This window comes from Hyphomonas atlantica corrig., assembly GCF_000682715.1.
Lineage (GTDB): Bacteria > Pseudomonadota > Alphaproteobacteria > Caulobacterales > Hyphomonadaceae > Hyphomonas > Hyphomonas atlantica.
On record NZ_AWFH01000006.1, the window covers coordinates 21,978 to 36,590 of the forward strand.

18 protein-coding genes are annotated in these 14,613 nt (G+C 59.2%); 12 read left to right on the plus strand and 6 right to left on the minus strand.

Annotated features, from left to right (window positions below):
• Positions 1 to 6: 6 nt before the first annotated feature.
• Both aroB and HY36_RS05545 read right to left on the minus strand, forming a co-directional pair.
• Complete coding sequence (aroB, locus tag HY36_RS05540; protein ID WP_035549768.1) at positions 7 to 1,137, minus strand: 3-dehydroquinate synthase; 1,131 nt, start codon at positions 1,135 to 1,137, stop codon at positions 7 to 9.
• Positions 1,134 to 1,652 carry a shikimate kinase gene (locus HY36_RS05545; RefSeq protein ID WP_241764151.1) on the minus strand — a complete coding sequence of 173 codons (519 nt, stop codon included), beginning with the start codon at positions 1,650 to 1,652 and terminating at the stop codon, positions 1,134 to 1,136. Before HY36_RS05545 ends, aroB begins: the two co-directional genes overlap by 4 nt.
• Before the next feature lie 149 nt (positions 1,653 to 1,801).
• On the opposite strand from HY36_RS05545, the gene HY36_RS18815 reads away from it, so the two are divergent.
• The 4 genes from HY36_RS18815 (at position 1,802) to HY36_RS05560 (ending at position 4,811) form a co-directional block, all read left to right on the plus strand.
• Positions 1,802 to 1,936: a hypothetical protein gene (locus tag HY36_RS18815; RefSeq protein ID WP_272981750.1), complete on the plus strand. Its 135-nt coding sequence runs from the start codon at positions 1,802 to 1,804 to the stop codon at positions 1,934 to 1,936.
• The gene (locus tag HY36_RS05550; protein ID WP_035549633.1) at positions 1,926 to 3,527 is read left to right on the plus strand and encodes a hypothetical protein; all 1,602 of its coding nucleotides are present in this window, start codon (positions 1,926 to 1,928) and stop codon (positions 3,525 to 3,527) included. The genes HY36_RS18815 and HY36_RS05550 overlap by 11 nt, the downstream gene beginning before the upstream one ends.
• A 40-nt stretch (positions 3,528 to 3,567) precedes the next feature.
• Positions 3,568 to 4,485, plus strand: a complete 918-nt coding sequence (locus HY36_RS05555; RefSeq protein WP_035549636.1) for a tyrosine recombinase — start codon at positions 3,568 to 3,570, stop codon at positions 4,483 to 4,485.
• An 89-nt stretch (positions 4,486 to 4,574) separates the two neighbouring features.
• Positions 4,575 to 4,811 (plus strand): hypothetical protein, encoded by a 237-nt coding sequence (locus HY36_RS05560; protein ID WP_035549640.1) that lies wholly within the window; start codon positions 4,575 to 4,577, stop codon positions 4,809 to 4,811.
• Position 4,812: 1 nt separating this feature from the next.
• Here the strand turns inward: HY36_RS05560 and HY36_RS18085 are convergent, their stop codons facing one another.
• On the minus strand, positions 4,813 to 4,986 hold the full coding sequence (locus HY36_RS18085) for a YqaE/Pmp3 family membrane protein (protein ID WP_081806048.1): 174 nt from the start codon (positions 4,984 to 4,986) through the stop codon (positions 4,813 to 4,815).
• A gap of 209 nt (positions 4,987 to 5,195) precedes the next feature.
• On the opposite strand from HY36_RS18085, the gene HY36_RS05565 reads away from it, so the two are divergent.
• The 5 genes from HY36_RS05565 (at position 5,196) to HY36_RS05585 (ending at position 8,428) form a co-directional block, all read left to right on the plus strand.
• A complete protein-coding gene (locus tag HY36_RS05565) occupies positions 5,196 to 5,840 on the plus strand; it encodes a putative 2OG-Fe(II) oxygenase (protein WP_155841723.1) in 645 nt (214 codons plus the stop codon).
• A gap of 64 nt (positions 5,841 to 5,904) precedes the next feature.
• On the plus strand, positions 5,905 to 6,960 hold the full coding sequence (locus HY36_RS05570; protein WP_035549646.1) for an HpcH/HpaI aldolase/citrate lyase family protein: 1,056 nt from the start codon (positions 5,905 to 5,907) through the stop codon (positions 6,958 to 6,960).
• Between the two features lie 59 nt (positions 6,961 to 7,019).
• Positions 7,020 to 7,451: a hypothetical protein gene (locus tag HY36_RS05575; RefSeq protein WP_051602534.1), complete on the plus strand. Its 432-nt coding sequence runs from the start codon at positions 7,020 to 7,022 to the stop codon at positions 7,449 to 7,451.
• Between the two features lie 12 nt (positions 7,452 to 7,463).
• On the plus strand, positions 7,464 to 7,892 hold the full coding sequence (locus HY36_RS05580) for a nuclear transport factor 2 family protein (protein WP_241764152.1): 429 nt from the start codon (positions 7,464 to 7,466) through the stop codon (positions 7,890 to 7,892).
• A gap of 14 nt (positions 7,893 to 7,906) precedes the next feature.
• On the plus strand, positions 7,907 to 8,428 hold the full coding sequence (locus HY36_RS05585; protein ID WP_035549649.1) for a GNAT family N-acetyltransferase: 522 nt from the start codon (positions 7,907 to 7,909) through the stop codon (positions 8,426 to 8,428).
• On the opposite strand, the gene HY36_RS05590 is transcribed toward HY36_RS05585, so the two are convergent.
• Positions 8,425 to 10,176: a putative bifunctional diguanylate cyclase/phosphodiesterase gene (locus tag HY36_RS05590; RefSeq protein WP_155841725.1), complete on the minus strand. Its 1,752-nt coding sequence runs from the start codon at positions 10,174 to 10,176 to the stop codon at positions 8,425 to 8,427. The two genes, HY36_RS05585 and HY36_RS05590, sit on opposite strands and share 4 nt — an antisense overlap.
• A gap of 123 nt (positions 10,177 to 10,299) precedes the next feature.
• Between HY36_RS05590 and hisB the strand changes: the two genes are divergently transcribed.
• The gene (gene hisB, locus HY36_RS05595; RefSeq protein ID WP_035549652.1) at positions 10,300 to 10,896 is read left to right on the plus strand and encodes an imidazoleglycerol-phosphate dehydratase HisB; all 597 of its coding nucleotides are present in this window, start codon (positions 10,300 to 10,302) and stop codon (positions 10,894 to 10,896) included.
• Here the strand turns inward: hisB and HY36_RS05600 are convergent.
• On the minus strand, positions 10,893 to 11,480 hold the full coding sequence (locus HY36_RS05600) for a class I SAM-dependent DNA methyltransferase (protein ID WP_035549655.1): 588 nt from the start codon (positions 11,478 to 11,480) through the stop codon (positions 10,893 to 10,895). The two genes, hisB and HY36_RS05600, sit on opposite strands and share 4 nt — an antisense overlap.
• Positions 11,481 to 11,538: 58 nt before the next feature.
• Positions 11,539 to 12,975 carry an amidohydrolase gene (locus HY36_RS05605; RefSeq protein WP_035549779.1) on the minus strand — a complete coding sequence of 479 codons (1,437 nt, stop codon included), beginning with the start codon at positions 12,973 to 12,975 and terminating at the stop codon, positions 11,539 to 11,541.
• 113 nt (positions 12,976 to 13,088) lie between these two features.
• Here HY36_RS05605 and hisH point away from each other — a divergent pair, with 113 nt between their 5' ends.
• Both hisH and hisA read left to right on the plus strand, forming a co-directional pair.
• The gene (gene hisH, locus HY36_RS05610; protein WP_035549657.1) at positions 13,089 to 13,736 is read left to right on the plus strand and encodes an imidazole glycerol phosphate synthase subunit HisH; all 648 of its coding nucleotides are present in this window, start codon (positions 13,089 to 13,091) and stop codon (positions 13,734 to 13,736) included.
• Between the two features lie 91 nt (positions 13,737 to 13,827).
• Positions 13,828 to 14,550 carry a 1-(5-phosphoribosyl)-5-[(5-phosphoribosylamino)methylideneamino]imidazole-4-carboxamide isomerase gene (gene hisA, locus HY36_RS05615; RefSeq protein ID WP_035549659.1) on the plus strand — a complete coding sequence of 241 codons (723 nt, stop codon included), beginning with the start codon at positions 13,828 to 13,830 and terminating at the stop codon, positions 14,548 to 14,550.
• Positions 14,551 to 14,613: the final 63 nt, after the last annotated feature.

Sequence of the window (14,613 nt, forward strand, 5' to 3'; positions counted from 1 at the left end):
AGAGGATCAGGTCTCCAGCAATTCGTTGCTGAGAAATGCTTCGACAAGGGATAAGTCTGCATCCTTGTGGATGTAGGATTGGCCAATGCCTCTTGCGAGGATGAGCGGCACACGGCCACCGCTTGCCTTCTTGTCCTGCTGCATCAGTTCGACCAGACGAGCAGCTGTATATGGCCCGCCCTGTCGTCCTGGAATCGCATATTGAAGGCCCGTCGCCTTCAGATGTGCGGTCACGCGATCGGCATCCGTCTGCGGCGTAAGCCCTCGAGACGCACCAAAGCGGAAGGCGAGCGCCATGCCGATGGCGACCGCTTCACCATGCAACAAATCAGGGGCATACCCGTTCGCGGCTTCAAGCGCATGGCCGAATGTATGCCCCAGGTTCAACAGGGCTCGCGCGCCGGTTTCGCGTTCATCTTCGGCAACGATCGCCGCTTTCGCCCGGCAGGATGTGGCGACAGCATGCGTGATGGCTTCGGCCTCCAACGCCAGGACCGCTTCGCCATTCGCCTCGAGCCAGGCGAAAAACTCCGGATCATTGATCAGGCCGTACTTCACAATCTCTGCATAGCCCGCCCGCAGCTCTCGCGCAGGCAGGGTTTCGAGCAGTGCCGTGTCTGCAATGACCAGTTGGGGTTGATAGAAAGCGCCGATCATGTTCTTGCCGCGCGGCGTGTTCACGGCGGTCTTGCCCCCGACAGAAGAATCCACCTGCGCCAACAGAGTCGTCGGCACCTGAACGAACTTCATGCCCCGCTTCATCAAGCTGGCCGCCAGCCCGGTGATGTCACCGATCACGCCGCCGCCGAGCGCGATCAATACGTCGCCGCGGTCTGCTGATGATTCCAACAGCCAATCCAGTATGTCTTCGAGATTGGAGAAGGATTTCGTTTTCTCTCCTGGCAGGAGGGACTTCCAGATTGTCGTCACGCCCGTCGGGGCAAGCGCTTCGTCAAGCCGATGACGATGTATCCGCTCTACGGTTTCATCTGTCAGCACAAAGACGCGTGGCTGTTTCAGCATCGGCGTCAGGCGCTCCCCCAAATGGTCAAGCGCACCATGACCAACAAGAATGTCGTAGCTGCGATCCGCGAGGTCTACGGTCACCGTATCAAGTGGGGAAAGGGTTGTGGTCACTTCGGCGTCCATGTCTGAAGGGCTTTGTAGATGGCGTTGACTGTATTGATGTGCGGACCATCCTTCGATGGCACCACTAAATCGGCTTGCGAATAGATTGGCTCGCGCTCAGCCAAAAGGCTGGTCAGGACATCCTTCGCATCCGGCCGCCGCAGCAGCGGGCGCGTGTCGCGTTTCTGAACCCGCCGCCACAGGGTTTCGAGATCCGCATTCAGCCAGATAGTGACAGCATTATCGCGCATCAATTCGCGTGTTTCTGCGTTCAGGTACGCGCCGCCGCCCGTAGCAAGCACATGTGGCGGCTGCTCCAGCAGGCGTTTCAACACCTGCTGTTCCCCTCTCCTGAAATCTTCTTCACCGTGCAGCGCGAAGATATCGGTGATCGACAGGCCCGCCGCCTTCTCGATCTCCGAATCACTATCGTAAAATTCACGACCCAGCTTGTCTGCCAGCCTGCGGCCAACCGTGGATTTTCCTGCCCCCATCAATCCCACGAGCGCGACCGTCCGCGACATGTAAGGCAATGTCGCGCCATCGGGTCTGGAAGTACTGTCACTATCAGATGGCATTCTGGACTTTCGGGCTCCGTTCGGTTCTTGTCCTATAGTTGCTGCGGCGCGTTCGCAATCCAGCGCCGAAATTCTGTATCTAGGGGTAATTAGGCATGCGCAAGTTTCTGATCCTTTTAGGCCTGCTGGCAATCCTTGTTCTCGGTGTTGCCTGGTGGCTCGGCGGACAAGCGGAAAAGGGCAAGCCCGAACCCGGCGAGATTCGCATCGAGGTCGACGATGTCCTTTAGGGTCGCACTTGCCGCCACCCTCCTTGCCTTGGGTGTCGGGCCATTTGCCAGCGCCCAGATTGAGGATTCTGGCCTGGAGCTGGTCAATCCCTGGGGCATGAGCTTCCTCGAAGCGGGTGAGCCTTCCCTTCCGACGGATATGTGGCGCGCATCCGATGCAGACGATTTGCTGCCCTTGATGCGCGATGTCCGCACACATGACCTGACCCCGGCAGAACGCACCCTGATGCGCCGCATGGCATTGTCGCCGGCAACACCGCCTTCCGGAATCCAGGAACCGCATTTGCGCGCCGAACGCGCTCGCATCATGTACGATCTGGGCGAAGCCGAAGCTGCAGCCAGCCTGATGGCGCGCCTCGACACCCCCCCGCCCGGCATGAATGCAGACGAAATCATTGCGGACGTGAATCTCGCGCTCGGCAATGAGGCTACTGCCTGCGCCATGCTGAACGATCCGGATCGGCTCTCAGGATATTGGGCGAAACTGCGCGCGGTTTGCGCGGCTCTCGAGGGCAACTCAGCCGGTGCGGAATTGGCAATTGAAATGGCGCTGCAGCAGGACGCCGTCGATTCCTGGCTGCTCGCTGCCGTGTTCGCGACATCCGGCGAACTACCAGAGCCACCTGAAGCCGATTATTCGTCGGGGCTGAATCTCGCCATTTCTGCCAAAGCTGGCCTCACCCCTCCGGTAGACCCGATCCCCGCCAATCGCCCGGATTTGTCGGCGGCCATAGCAATGCATCGCAACTTACCCATCGAGTTGCGCGTCAAAGCGGCACATATGGCGACAAAATCCGACATGCTGGCGACAAATGACTACAGAACGCTATTCCTGGATATGCTGTCAGAGCCGGAATTTGTCCCGACGACCCCATTGGAGAGCGCCCTGTTTGCGGCGCGCGATCCACTTGTTACCGATGAGGATCGCAGCTTTGCTCTAGCCGCTGCGCTGCAGGAAGCGACAGACACACCGGCCCATTTTGATGCGGTTGCCCGTCTTCTCTGGCCCGAAATCGCGCGCCTGCCGATCAATTCATCCACAGCGGCAAGCGCTGCCGTCTTTGCCCGGGCCTCTCTCGCCGCCGGTGAGCTTGAAACGGCGCAGAAATGGGCTGATGCCAACACCATGGAAGGCGCACCAGAGGACGGAAGCTTTGATTCCGCCTTCATGTCAGCGCTGCTGATCCTCGCCGGGTTGGACGCGTCGCGAAGCGAAATCGCGTATGCCGGGGTGAGACTGGCTGCCCAAGCCGAAACCGATGCGCAAAAGCGGTCTGCCGTTCGCTTGTTCGCCTTGTGGACTGCAATGGGCATCGCGCCCCCTGCAGATGCACGCCGCATGGTGGTGGAAGCGCCGGACAGTGACACGAGCGCGGCCATCACCCCCCATCTGCTGCGCATTCTCGGCGCTGCCGAAGCCGATGCTGCAGGTGAAGTCATTCTATCGACCGTAGGCATGACCAAAGGCGACCCGACTGCGCTGGACAATGCAAGCCTTGTGCTCTTGCTGAACGCGCTCGAGCGCATTGGCGCAGAGGACGCAGCCCGGGAAATGGCACTGGAAGCTGCAGGGTACTGGAAAGCGTCCTGACATTCACACGCTCTAAAGGGCTAGGTGCAATGATGCGGGCATGACCGACCGCGCTCGCATCGAAGCCTTTCTTGAAATGATGTCCGCCGAACGCGGCTCATCGACCAACACGCTGGATGCGTATGGGCGCGATCTGCTGGACGCCTCCGAGTATTGCGGCGGCGCGTTGTGCGACGCGGACGGGTCAGACATTTCGGGCTGGCTGCGGGACCTGTCCAGGCGCGGCATGGCCCCTTCTTCCCAGGCACGCAAGCTGTCTGCCGTTCGCCGATTCTTTCGCTTCCTGTTTGAAGAAGGCGACCGCAAGGATGACCCAACCGCAAAGGTCGACGGTCCGAAGCCTTCACGAGATGTGCCGGATGTGCTGTCTCGCGAAGAAATGGCGGCGTTGCTCGCAGCTTGCGCCGATGACCTCAGGCTGACCTGTCTTGTTGAAATGCTCTACGGCGCTGGCCTGCGCGCCACCGAGCTTGTCTCGTTGAAGCTGGGCGAGTTGCCACGCCGGAAGGGTGATCGCTGGATCACAACTGACGTGATCGTTCGAGGAAAAGGTGGCAAGGAGCGGCTTTGCCCGTTGGGACGTCCTGCTCTGGATGCCTTGTCGAATTGGCTCTCGATCCGGGAAACACACCTGCCCGAAGGAGCACTTGCGCGTGACAGGGCAGAAGGTTTTGTGTTTCCATCCCGTGGAAAATCGGGCCACCTGACGCGCAGGCGGCTGGGCCAATTACTCGAATCCCTTGCCCATTCGGCGAACATTCGACCAGACCGCGTACACCCGCACGCACTTCGCCACGCCTATGCAACGCATCTGTTGATGGGCGGCGCGGATTTGCGGAGCGTTCAAACGCTTCTTGGCCATGCAGATATCGCCACCACGCAGATCTACACGCATGTTCTGACTGACGAGCTGGCAGAGCTTCTGGAAACAGCTCACCCGCTCGCGCAAAAAAACTGAACTGGCTGCGTAAGCGCATATTGCCGAAATCAGACCGGCTCCCGATATGCTGATCTCAACGACACCCTCAATTCTGGACGAGCCCCGCAATGAAACGTTTCCTGAATGCCTTTATTCCGACATTTCTGATCTCAGAAATCGCCGCGATCACTTTCATGACCGCGACGTGGGCAATTCTGTCCGAGCTTCATGCAGGGGTAAATGTCATCATCGGTGGCGAGGTCGTTACCGCAATCGGTGTTGCTGCGCTAGCGGTTGCAATTTATCGCCGCGCTTCCCGCCCCGAAGCGGTGATTGAAGCTGCGTCCGATTCAGAAAGCGCCTGAGTTAAACCGTGGACGCTGATCCGCGCGTTGCGACCCAGAATGCGTGAATAACGCCCGGCAACCAGCCAATCAGGGTCAGCACCAAATTGATCAGGAACTGAACGCCGATACCTTCCTTCAGGGCAACAGCGACCGGCGGCAGAAAGATTGTGAGCAAAATCATAAGAAGGGACATGGCAGATTTCCTTTGTAAATGGTCTGCTTCTGCAACGTCCAATCCCGAAACCTGTTCCAAGCTTCTATCCACAAGTCATCTTGCGGTGTTGGCAAACTGCCATTGACCCCTCCCCAAACGCACGTCTAGACAGCAGGCAGGGCGTTTCAAGGAAGTTTAGTATCAGACCGTACCGGGTGTGGTGTGCGGCCGCGTGACGGGAGTCCGCTGTGTCGGCCATATTCACTCCTACGGGAGACAAAGAGTTCTTTACGCCGTTCGGCCCAATGATGGGCTTTGTGCGAATGCCACCTGCGCTGGTCGAGCATCTTAACGCTGCCATGAGCGACCAGTTGGAAGACCATTCCGCGAGCCTGGTCGGGAAGGTTCGTCAGGAACTTCGCTTTCCGAAACACCTAGTCGATGCGACTGCCGGCACTTTGGGGAACGCCCTGATCGAATATCATGTGCGTGCAAGCCGCCGCGGCAGTTTTGGCGACTACGACCATCGATCAAAACGATTTGAATTGAATGTCATGGCAGGCTGGTTCGTGCGTCAATACGCGCATGAGTACAATCCTCTCCACATCCATACCGGCTGCGCCTTGTCATGCGTGGGATATCTGAAGCTACCAGAGGGCATTGATGAGGAATGGGCAGAAGATGATCGCGACCATCACCCGACCCACGGGCACCTGCAATTCGCACACGGAACCGATACCCATTACTCGGTATCCAACTTCATGATCAGGCCACGTGTCGGGGATTTTTATATCTTCCCATCCTACATGTTTCACAGCGTCTATCCGTTCAAGACGCCGGGGGAGCGGCGGTCTTTCAGCATGAACCTTTCCGTGGAGGAATCCGAGACGTGAGCCTTTCTGGCTGATTGACGCGCTTTGCGCTGCCTCTATGTTGCGCCGCAACAAGGAGGAACGCATGAGCACGAAAACCCCAAGAGACTTTTTCAAACCTCTCGCTATCGGCGCCCCCGCCCCGATGCGTGACCTGCCGGTCCGGCTGGAACGGATGATTCACTTCGTCCCGCCACATCTGGACAAGGTGCGCGCCAAGGTACCGCAAATGGCGGCGGGTGTGGACGTCATGCTGGCCAATCTAGAAGACGCCATTCCAGCCGATGCCAAGGATGCGGCCCGCGCCGGCGCGATCGAAATGGCCTCCATGTATGACTGGCAGGGCAACGGCACCGGGTTCTGGAGCCGCGTAAATCCGCTCAACTCTCCCTGGTTTCAGGAAGACGTCAGCGAACTCATCCTGAAAGCCGGGCATCAATTGGACGTCATTATGTTGCCAAAGGTCGAGGGGCCTTGGGATATTCATTTTGCGGACCAATACGTTGCCCAATTGGAAGCGAAAGCCGGCCTGACCCGCCCGATCCTGTTCCACGCAATCCTCGAGACAGCGCAGGGCATGGCCCGGGTCGAAGAGATCGCCTTGGCAAGCCCGCGCATGCAAGGCATCAGTCTCGGCCCGGCAGACCTAGCCGCCGATCGCAAGATGAAAACAACCCGAGTGGGCGGCGGACATCCATTCTATCGCGTCATCGACGATCCGAACGAAGACGGCAGCGCACGTGCCTCGGCCCAGCAAGACCCGTGGCACTATACGATTGCCCGTATGGTCGATGCATGCCGAATGGCCGGCATCAACGCCTTTTACGGCCCGTTTGGCGACATTGCGGACTTGGACGCCTGTGAGCAACAATTCCGCAACGCCTTCCTGCTCGGCTGTTCCGGCACATGGAGCCTGCACCCAAACCAGATCGCCATCGCGAAAAAGGTGTTCAGCCCGGACCCGAACGAAGTGAAGTTCGCCCGCAAGATCCTCGACGCCATGCCAGATGGCTCCGGCGTCGCCATGATCGATGGCAAGATGCAGGATGACGCGACCTGGAAACAGGCCAAGGTGATTTCAGACTTGGCCGACCTTGTCGCCAGCAAGGATCCCGACCTCGCGGCCGCCTACTCCGCGTAATTCTACTTCACCTGTCCCATTCGCATGCTAGGGTCACTCCAGAAAAGGGAGGACTCAGCATGCGGAATTTGGTGCTCGCTCTGGCGGGAATGGGTTTGGCAGCGCTAAATGCTGCAGCGGACGAGGTTTGGTCGACCCCCATCGGCGACGTCGTCTACGAAGCGGACACGCCTGAGGGGTGGGCCGTTTGGTCCTATCCGGGTCTGGACGCGAGAGGCACTGTCTACCTGAAGGATCTCGCAGGCGTGTATGAAGAGCGCGGCGCATATGCAGGTATCTGGGTGGAACCGGAAAGCTCCGATATTGAGCTGTGCGACGTCGCCATCACAAATCCGGTGACGGGAGAGGCTCACTATAATTGGGGCCGAGTCGATCTCGTTTTTATTGAGCCAGACTTTCCCGGCGGCTGGGTCGCATTGCGTGGAAATTGCTTCAACCAACCGAGCGACTATCTGATCGGAAAACCGGTCACTGGCAGTATAGAACAGTAAGGAAACCCTCCGATGGCCGAACACTTGATACCGATGACCGGGCATAGTTCAAACCTACAAGCATGGTTTGACTGGATGAATGGCGATCATTCGCCTGAAGGACTGTCAGCACAGCTGGCTGATGACGTTGTTTTCAAGAGTCCTGTCGTTCACACTCCGCAAGCTGGCAAGCCTATTACAATGGCCTACCTGACAGCCGCAGGCGCGACGCTCGGTGGGGATACATTTCGCTACACGCGCGTGTTCGACTGCGGCGACAAGGCTGTTCTCGAGTTCGAATGCGAGATGGACGGAATTCTCGTAAACGGAGTCGACATGATCGAGTGGAACACGGACGGAAAGATCATGGACTTCAAAGTCATGGTCCGCCCCTTGAAAGGTATGCAGGCGGTACACGCCGCGATGGGGGCCATGCTGGAAAAGATGAAGCAAAGAGCTTAGCCAAACAGGTTTCCATGCATCTGCCCATCCTTTTCACAGACAGGTTGGTTCTACGCCCGCCGGAAATTCACCATTTCGAACCGTCCGCCACGATGTGGGCGTCCGAAAACGTCACCCGTCACATCGGTGGCAAACCCCGGTCCCGGCAGGAAGCCTGGTTCACAATCTGCCGCAATCGCGGCATGTGGGAATTGCTTGGCTATGGTTCCTGGGCAATTGAAGATCGAGAGACAGGCGAGTTCGTTGGTGAAGGGGGGTTCGCTGATTTTGAGCGCGGCATGAACCCGAACCTTTCCGGCTGGCCCGAGGCCGGCTGGGTATTCATTGAGAAGGCTTGGGGCAAAGGCTACGCAAGCGAAGCTGTCGGCGCGATGCATGAATGGCTTGATCAGAACAAGCCCGGACAGAGCGTTTGCATTATTGATCCTGGCAACGCCGGTTCGATTCGTGTTGCGGAGAAATGTGGATACAAGTTCTGGCGAGCGTCAGAATACCGCGGGACATCTGTCAACGTGTACAGAAGAAATTTGGCTTAGCTGACTTTTTGGCGCGGGGACTGACTGTTACTGGTCCAGCCCCGGATGAAATCCATGAATGCTTCATGCGGAAGTCCTGAACTGTACAGGAAACCCTGCGCCATCGAACATCCTCGGCGCCGCAGGAAATCGGCCTGCCGTTCTGTTTCGACGCCTTCAGCGACGGTCTTCAGCCCAAGTGTCTCTGCCATCGCAAGGATCATCTCGATGATCGCTGGAGCCTGCTCATCGGATTCAAGTGCCGAAACAAATTGACGGTCAATCTTGAATACGTCGAAGGGCAGTTGCGTAAGGATGGACAGGTTTGAGTGGCCGGTCCCGAAATCATCAATTGCCAGCTTGGTACCCAGACTGCGAAGTGGACGCATAACCCGCGCCACCTTTTCCGGCTCGGACACGGCCATGCTTTCAGTAATCTCAAGTTCCAGCCGGTTCGGCGGCAAACCGGTACGTTTGAGAATGGATAGTACTGTTTCGGTCAGATCCGTCGCCTGGAACTGGCGCGGCGACACATTCACCGCAACAGTGGCATTGAACCCTTCCTGCATCCATATCCGGGCCGACTCGCACGCAGCTTCAAGAACCTGTTCACCGATCTGCGTAACGAGTCCCGTTTCCTCTGCGAGCGGAATAAAGGTATTCGGCGATATGATTTTGCCATTCGGACGAATCCAGCGCGCAAGCGCTTCGGCGCCGACAACCTGACCCGTCATGAAGTCGATCTTTGGCTGGAAGTGCGTCTTGAACTCCCGATTTGCCACCGCGTCGCGAAGCTCTGCCTCAAGCATGTACTTGCCACGCGCCACTCGGTTGAGACGTGGAGAAAAGTAACGAAATCCCGACCCGGTATCACTGCGGACCTGACGTAGCGCCAGTTCAGCGTGCCGGAATAGTTTGTGCACAGTGTCGGCATCTTCGGGCGCAATCACAATGCCACCTGATATGCCAAGCGTGACAGACTGCCCCGCCACTACGAAAGGCTCCGCGAACGCCAAGCGAATTGCGCGCGCTATGTTGGACACATAATCCCTGCTGACTGCGCAAGGCAAATAGAGTGCAAAACTATCGGCCTGCATCGCGGCCAGCATCGAATCTTTCAGCCCATTCCGAACGGGCCCCTCAAGCGAGGCCAACGCAGCAGACATGCGCTCGCCACACGTCTTCAAAAGCGCTTCGCTTGCCAACGCTCCGAGACGTTCGGATGAACGTGTAAAATTGTCCAGATCCAGTACGATCAGCGCCGCAGGGGTTTCATACTTCGCGCGAGGCAGCGTCTTGTGTATGTGTTCTTCCAGCGCAATCAGGTTTGGCATACCGGTGCGCGGGTCTTCATATGCAGTCTGGCGCAGCGCTTCGTTATCCCGGCGGAGTTTTCCAACAGAGCGGATCACAACCGAGCGCAGTCGACGCAACTCAACAAAAGACACGTTGGACAAGCGCGCAGTGGAGTCTGATTGAGCGACCTCAAGATACCGCGTGAAGTTGACCAGGACGTTCTGGAATTCCCGAGCGAAAAACCATGCGGTTACAGCAGCAACAGCGGACGATGCCGACAACAACACAAAGATTGCCCAGAGAGGAAGGGACATGTCTGTCCAGGCCTTGCCTTCGATAAGCGCGCCATACGCCTGTTCGATTGCCCAGACTCCGACAAAGATGATGACTGTTGCAATTGCTGCAGACCAAGCCGCAAACCCCGGAATGGTCATACGGCCCAGAAGTCTCGAGATGAAACTCTGTTTGTCCACGCTTAGAACGTCCTTACCACGTCACCACATTTGTGTGCGGTAACCATGTTTCCGGAATATGTTTAGGAATCAGTGAACAAAACGCGCTAGCTGTAGCGCTTCCAACGCACTATATGGGCCAGCATGACTACGAACCGCACTGCTACAGTTACCCGAACCACCAAGGAAACCGACATTTCGGTTACCGTCGATCTGGATGGGACGGGAAAGTCTGACATCGAAACCGGCATCGGTTTCTTCGATCACATGCTGGAAGCATTTTCCAAGCATTCAGCGATCGACCTGACGGTTCGCTGCAAGGGCGACCTGCACATCGACATGCACCACAGCGTCGAGGATACGGGCATTGTTATCGGTCAGGCCATCATGAAGGCGCTGGGCGATTTCGCCGGCATCACCCGGTTTGGCCATGCCTATGTGCCAATGGACGAAACGCTTTCCCGCACCTCTCTGGACCTTTGCAAGAGGCCTTATCTGGTGTGGAAAGTGCACTTCAGCCGCGACAAGATCGGCGAAATGGATACCGAACTCTTCAAGGAGTTCTTCCACGCCCTGGCTGGCAATGGCGGCATGTGCCTGCACGTGGAGAACCTCTACGGCGAGAATTGCCACCACATTGCAGAATCCTGCTTCAAGGCTACTGCCCGGGCGCTGCGTGCGGCCATTGCGGAGGACCCGAAGCTCGGCGGCAAACCAGCCAGCACCAAAGGCAGCCTCTAACCTCCCTTCCCCGTGGCCAGTAAAACGCTCCGCCCCATCACTTCGGGGTCTTCCGGCGTGAAAGCGATGTCTTTGAAGCCAAGCGCTTCCAGCTGCCTGCGATACTCTTCAGGGTCAAGACTGGCATGGTACACGGCTTCACCGCCAACCATGCCTGTTACTTCGCCGCCTCCAGGCCCGACTGTCAGCAGCAGCGCGCCGCCGGGCCGGACCAGCCTGCCGAGTATCGGCAGCAGCTGCAGCTGTTCATCCTGGCTGAGGTGTAAGAAGGCGTCCCAGCTGACGATTCCATCAAAATTACCCACCAGATCAAGGGCCCGCATATCTTGCACCTGCCAATTGCCTGACGGGGCATGTTCGCGGGCCAGCGCGATCATGGCGCCAGAATAGTCAACGCCTGTAAGATCACAGCCCTGGGCCAGAAGAAATGCCCCAAGCGGGACACCTGATCCGCAGCCAAGATCCAACACCCGGGGCCGCAGGGGAAGCGAGGCAAGAAAGGGGTCGAGCCATTTACGCTCATTCAGGTCGCGCATCCGGTGGCGATGCCAGACACCAGCTTGGCGCTCATAGACTCCCTGCATATCGCGGCGGATAGCAGAGAGGTCAGAAGCGTCAGGCCGGTGTGTCAGGATTCAGGTCCTATTTGCGATAGTCGAGCGGTGGGTCACGATCGCCGAGCAGGGATTTGTATTCGTAGTCCGGACCACGGGCTTCATCGAATTCTGTGCGCGCCTTTTTCCGCAAATCTTCATTCGTGAACAACTCGACAGCGGCGAGCGTGATCGTCTCGGCGGCAACTTGCGTCCCCTTGTGGCCGATAGATGTGCCACTGGCCGCAACAGCCTGCCAAGAATGCGCAGGTGTTCCCGGCACCCAGGTTGCTGTGCGCAGTCCGACGGTTGGCACTGCATAAGACACATCCCCCACATCCGTTGAGCCATAGCCAAGCGACACTTCGAAGGGCTGTACTTCCGAGGCTGATGACAGTGGCAACGATTGGTTGGCGAGCGTTGTGGAGATGGTCTCGGCGAATTCCAGTTCAGCCTCTGTATATTCCACGCCGCCCACGATGCGAAGCTTCTCGTCCATCAGAAGCGCCAGCGTTTCGTTCACGAGCAGTGGGTTGTTGCCGTGGATGACTTCCCACTCCACTTCAGTTCCGGTTCCCTGTGCCGCGCCCCGCGCAGCGTTTTCCAGACGCGACCAGATCGCTTCAACGCCGTCTGGGGAGGGATGGCGGACATAGTAGAACACTTCCGCAAAGTCCGGCACGACATTGGGGGCCGAACCGCCAGAGGTGATGACGTAATGCATCCGCGCATCCTGCGGGATGTGCTCGTGCATCATGTTGGCCATCATATTCATCGCTTCAACGCCATCCAGCGCGGACCGCCCCTGTTCCGGAGCGCCAGCCGCATGGGCAGAGATTCCGGAAAAGCGGAACTTCGCAGACCGGTTCGCCAGCGTCGTGTTGGCCGCGGCAGAGTTGCGATCCCCCGGATGCCAGTGAATGGCGATGTCGACATCTTCGAACAGGCCCGCGCGGACCATGTAGACCTTGCCGGAGCCGCCCTCCTCGGCCGGTGTGCCATAGACGCGGATACGGCCCGGTGTCCCGCTCTCTTCCAGCCAGTTCCGAATGGCGATGGCCGCCGAGACAGACCCCGCCCCGAACAGATTGTGCCCGCAGGCGTGACCGGCGAGCTTACCATTGACACCTTTGCGCGTTGGCAGGGCCGACTGGTTGATACCTGGCAGCGCGTCCATTTCGGCCAGCAGCGCGATGACCGGACCACCAGAGCCGTATTCGGCCACGAAGGCTGTCGGAATATCTGCCACGCCTGGCGTTACAGTGAAGCCTGCATCTGCAAGGGTTTCCTGAAGCAGGGTGGAAGACTTCTCTTCCTGATAGCCAAGCTCTGCCCAGTCCCACAGGCTGTCCGACAAGTACGCCGTCAACTCGGCCTGGCTGCGCGCTTCGTCCAGCGCAGCGCTCTCGGCCGCGTCGGGCCAGGCAGGGGTGGCGGCGCAGGCGGCCAGCAGACAGGCGGTAAACGCGGGCAGGATGGATCGCATGAGCAAGCTCCGTGAAATTGGCATGATGCGCCCGAGCTTGCGGCACCTTGCCCCTGGGCGCAAGGGTGGCTGGCCCCTTCCCTCACGGCCCCGGCAAGGCTAAGAGCGCGGCCATGAGCCTTGTTGCCCTCATCGATTACGGATCCGGAAACCTGCACTCCGCCGGCAGGGCGCTGCGGGAAGCGGCGCGCCTTGGCGAGACCGGCCACGAGATCCGCATCACGAACCGCGCCGAAGACATTCTGGCGGCAGAACGTGTGGTGCTGCCGGGCGTGGGTCATTTCGCAGATTGCGCCGCGGGCCTGCGGGCCCAGACCGGCGTGGTTGAGGCACTGGAGACGGCCTGCCTGAAGGGCGGCAAGCCCTTCCTCGGCATCTGTGTTGGCATGCAGCTTTTGGCCGAGACGGGCCGTGAAGACGGCGCGACGCCGGGCCTCGGCTGGATCGCCGGGGAGGTTGCACGCATCCAGCCGGGCGACGCCTTTCGCGTGCCGCACATGGGCTGGAACGAGCTGTCCCTGCGCGGCGCGCCGCATCCGGTCCTGTCAGGTCTGGGCGCTGAGCCGCACGTCTATTTCACGCATTCCTACGCCTTCACGACAGCCGACCCCGCCGATATGGCCGCCACGGCGAGCTATGGCGCAGAGGCGATCACCGCAGCGGTGGCGCGGGCCAATCTGTTCGGCACGCAATTCCACCCCGAAAAGTCGCAAGCCCTTGGCCTGCGCATCCTGTCCAATTTCCTGAGCTGGGACCCATGAACCGGCTCACCCTGAGCGAAGTCGAAGGGCGAGCCTCTCCCAGCCCGCGCTCTCCTTCGACTTCGCTCAGGATGAGCGCCAAGGAGCGACTATGAGTTTTACCCTGTACCCCGCGATCGATTTGAAAGACGGCCAGTGCGTGCGCCTGCTGCGCGGCGAGATGGACAAGGCGACCGTCTTCTCTGACAGCCCGGCTGACCAGGCCCGCGCCTTTCGCGAGGCGGGGTTCACGCATCTTCACGTGGTGGATCTGAACGGCGCCTTTGAAGGCAAGGCCGTGAACCGCGCCGCTGTGGAGGCGATCCTGAGCGCGACCGATGCGCCGGTGCAGCTTGGCGGCGGCATCCGCACCCGCGCGCAGATCGATGCCTGGCTGGAGGCCGGCATCTCCCGCGTCATCCTGGGCACGGCGGCGCTGCGCGATCCGGAGCTTGTGAAAGAGGCCGCCCGCGCCCTGCCCGGCAAGATCGTGGTCGGCATCGACGCGAAGGATGGCATGGTCGCCGTAGAAGGCTGGGCCGAGACCAGCGACATGAGGGCGACCGAACTGGCCAAGGCCTTTGAAGGCTGCGGCGTCGCGGCCATCGTCGCCACAGACATTGGCCGCGACGGGCTGAAAACCGGCGTCAATGTTCCGTTCACGGCAGAGCTTGCCAACTCCGTCAGCATTCCAATCATCGCCTCCGGCGGTGTCGCCAGCACGGACGACATCCGCGCCCTGATCGCCGCCGATGCCCCGATCGCGGGGTCGATCCTGGGCCGCGCGCTCTATGACGGGGACATTGTGGCGGCGGAGGTTATTGATGTTGTTTAGTTCATCATATTGATTTGGGTTTGCGCGCCAGCGCCATGTTTCGCTTGAACGACAGCGGGCACG

What these genes read in the sequence shown, in the direction of transcription:
- HY36_RS05570 (WP_035549646.1), top strand. Translation starts at nt 5,905, where the DNA reads ATGAGCACGAAAACCCCAAGAGACTTTTTCAAACCTCTCGCTATCGGC.
- hisH (WP_035549657.1), top strand. Translation starts at nt 13,089, where the DNA reads ATGAGCCTTGTTGCCCTCATCGATTACGGATCCGGAAACCTGCACTCC.
- HY36_RS05560 (WP_035549640.1), top strand. Translation starts at nt 4,575, where the DNA reads ATGAAACGTTTCCTGAATGCCTTTATTCCGACATTTCTGATCTCAGAA.
- HY36_RS18085 (WP_081806048.1), bottom strand. Translation starts at nt 4,986, where the DNA reads ATGTCCCTTCTTATGATTTTGCTCACAATCTTTCTGCCGCCGGTCGCT.
- HY36_RS05605 (WP_035549779.1), bottom strand. Translation starts at nt 12,975, where the DNA reads ATGCGATCCATCCTGCCCGCGTTTACCGCCTGTCTGCTGGCCGCCTGC.
- HY36_RS18815 (WP_272981750.1), top strand. Translation starts at nt 1,802, where the DNA reads ATGCGCAAGTTTCTGATCCTTTTAGGCCTGCTGGCAATCCTTGTTCTC.
- HY36_RS05600 (WP_035549655.1), bottom strand. Translation starts at nt 11,480, where the DNA reads ATGCAGGGAGTCTATGAGCGCCAAGCTGGTGTCTGGCATCGCCACCGG.
- HY36_RS05585 (WP_035549649.1), top strand. Translation starts at nt 7,907, where the DNA reads ATGCATCTGCCCATCCTTTTCACAGACAGGTTGGTTCTACGCCCGCCG.
- HY36_RS05580 (WP_241764152.1), top strand. Translation starts at nt 7,464, where the DNA reads ATGGCCGAACACTTGATACCGATGACCGGGCATAGTTCAAACCTACAA.
- HY36_RS05575 (WP_051602534.1), top strand. Translation starts at nt 7,020, where the DNA reads ATGCGGAATTTGGTGCTCGCTCTGGCGGGAATGGGTTTGGCAGCGCTA.
- hisA (WP_035549659.1), top strand. Translation starts at nt 13,828, where the DNA reads ATGAGTTTTACCCTGTACCCCGCGATCGATTTGAAAGACGGCCAGTGC.
- hisB (WP_035549652.1), top strand. Translation starts at nt 10,300, where the DNA reads ATGACTACGAACCGCACTGCTACAGTTACCCGAACCACCAAGGAAACC.
- HY36_RS05555 (WP_035549636.1), top strand. Translation starts at nt 3,568, where the DNA reads ATGACCGACCGCGCTCGCATCGAAGCCTTTCTTGAAATGATGTCCGCC.
- HY36_RS05545 (WP_241764151.1), bottom strand. Translation starts at nt 1,652, where the DNA reads ATGTCGCGGACGGTCGCGCTCGTGGGATTGATGGGGGCAGGAAAATCC.
- HY36_RS05550 (WP_035549633.1), top strand. Translation starts at nt 1,926, where the DNA reads ATGTCCTTTAGGGTCGCACTTGCCGCCACCCTCCTTGCCTTGGGTGTC.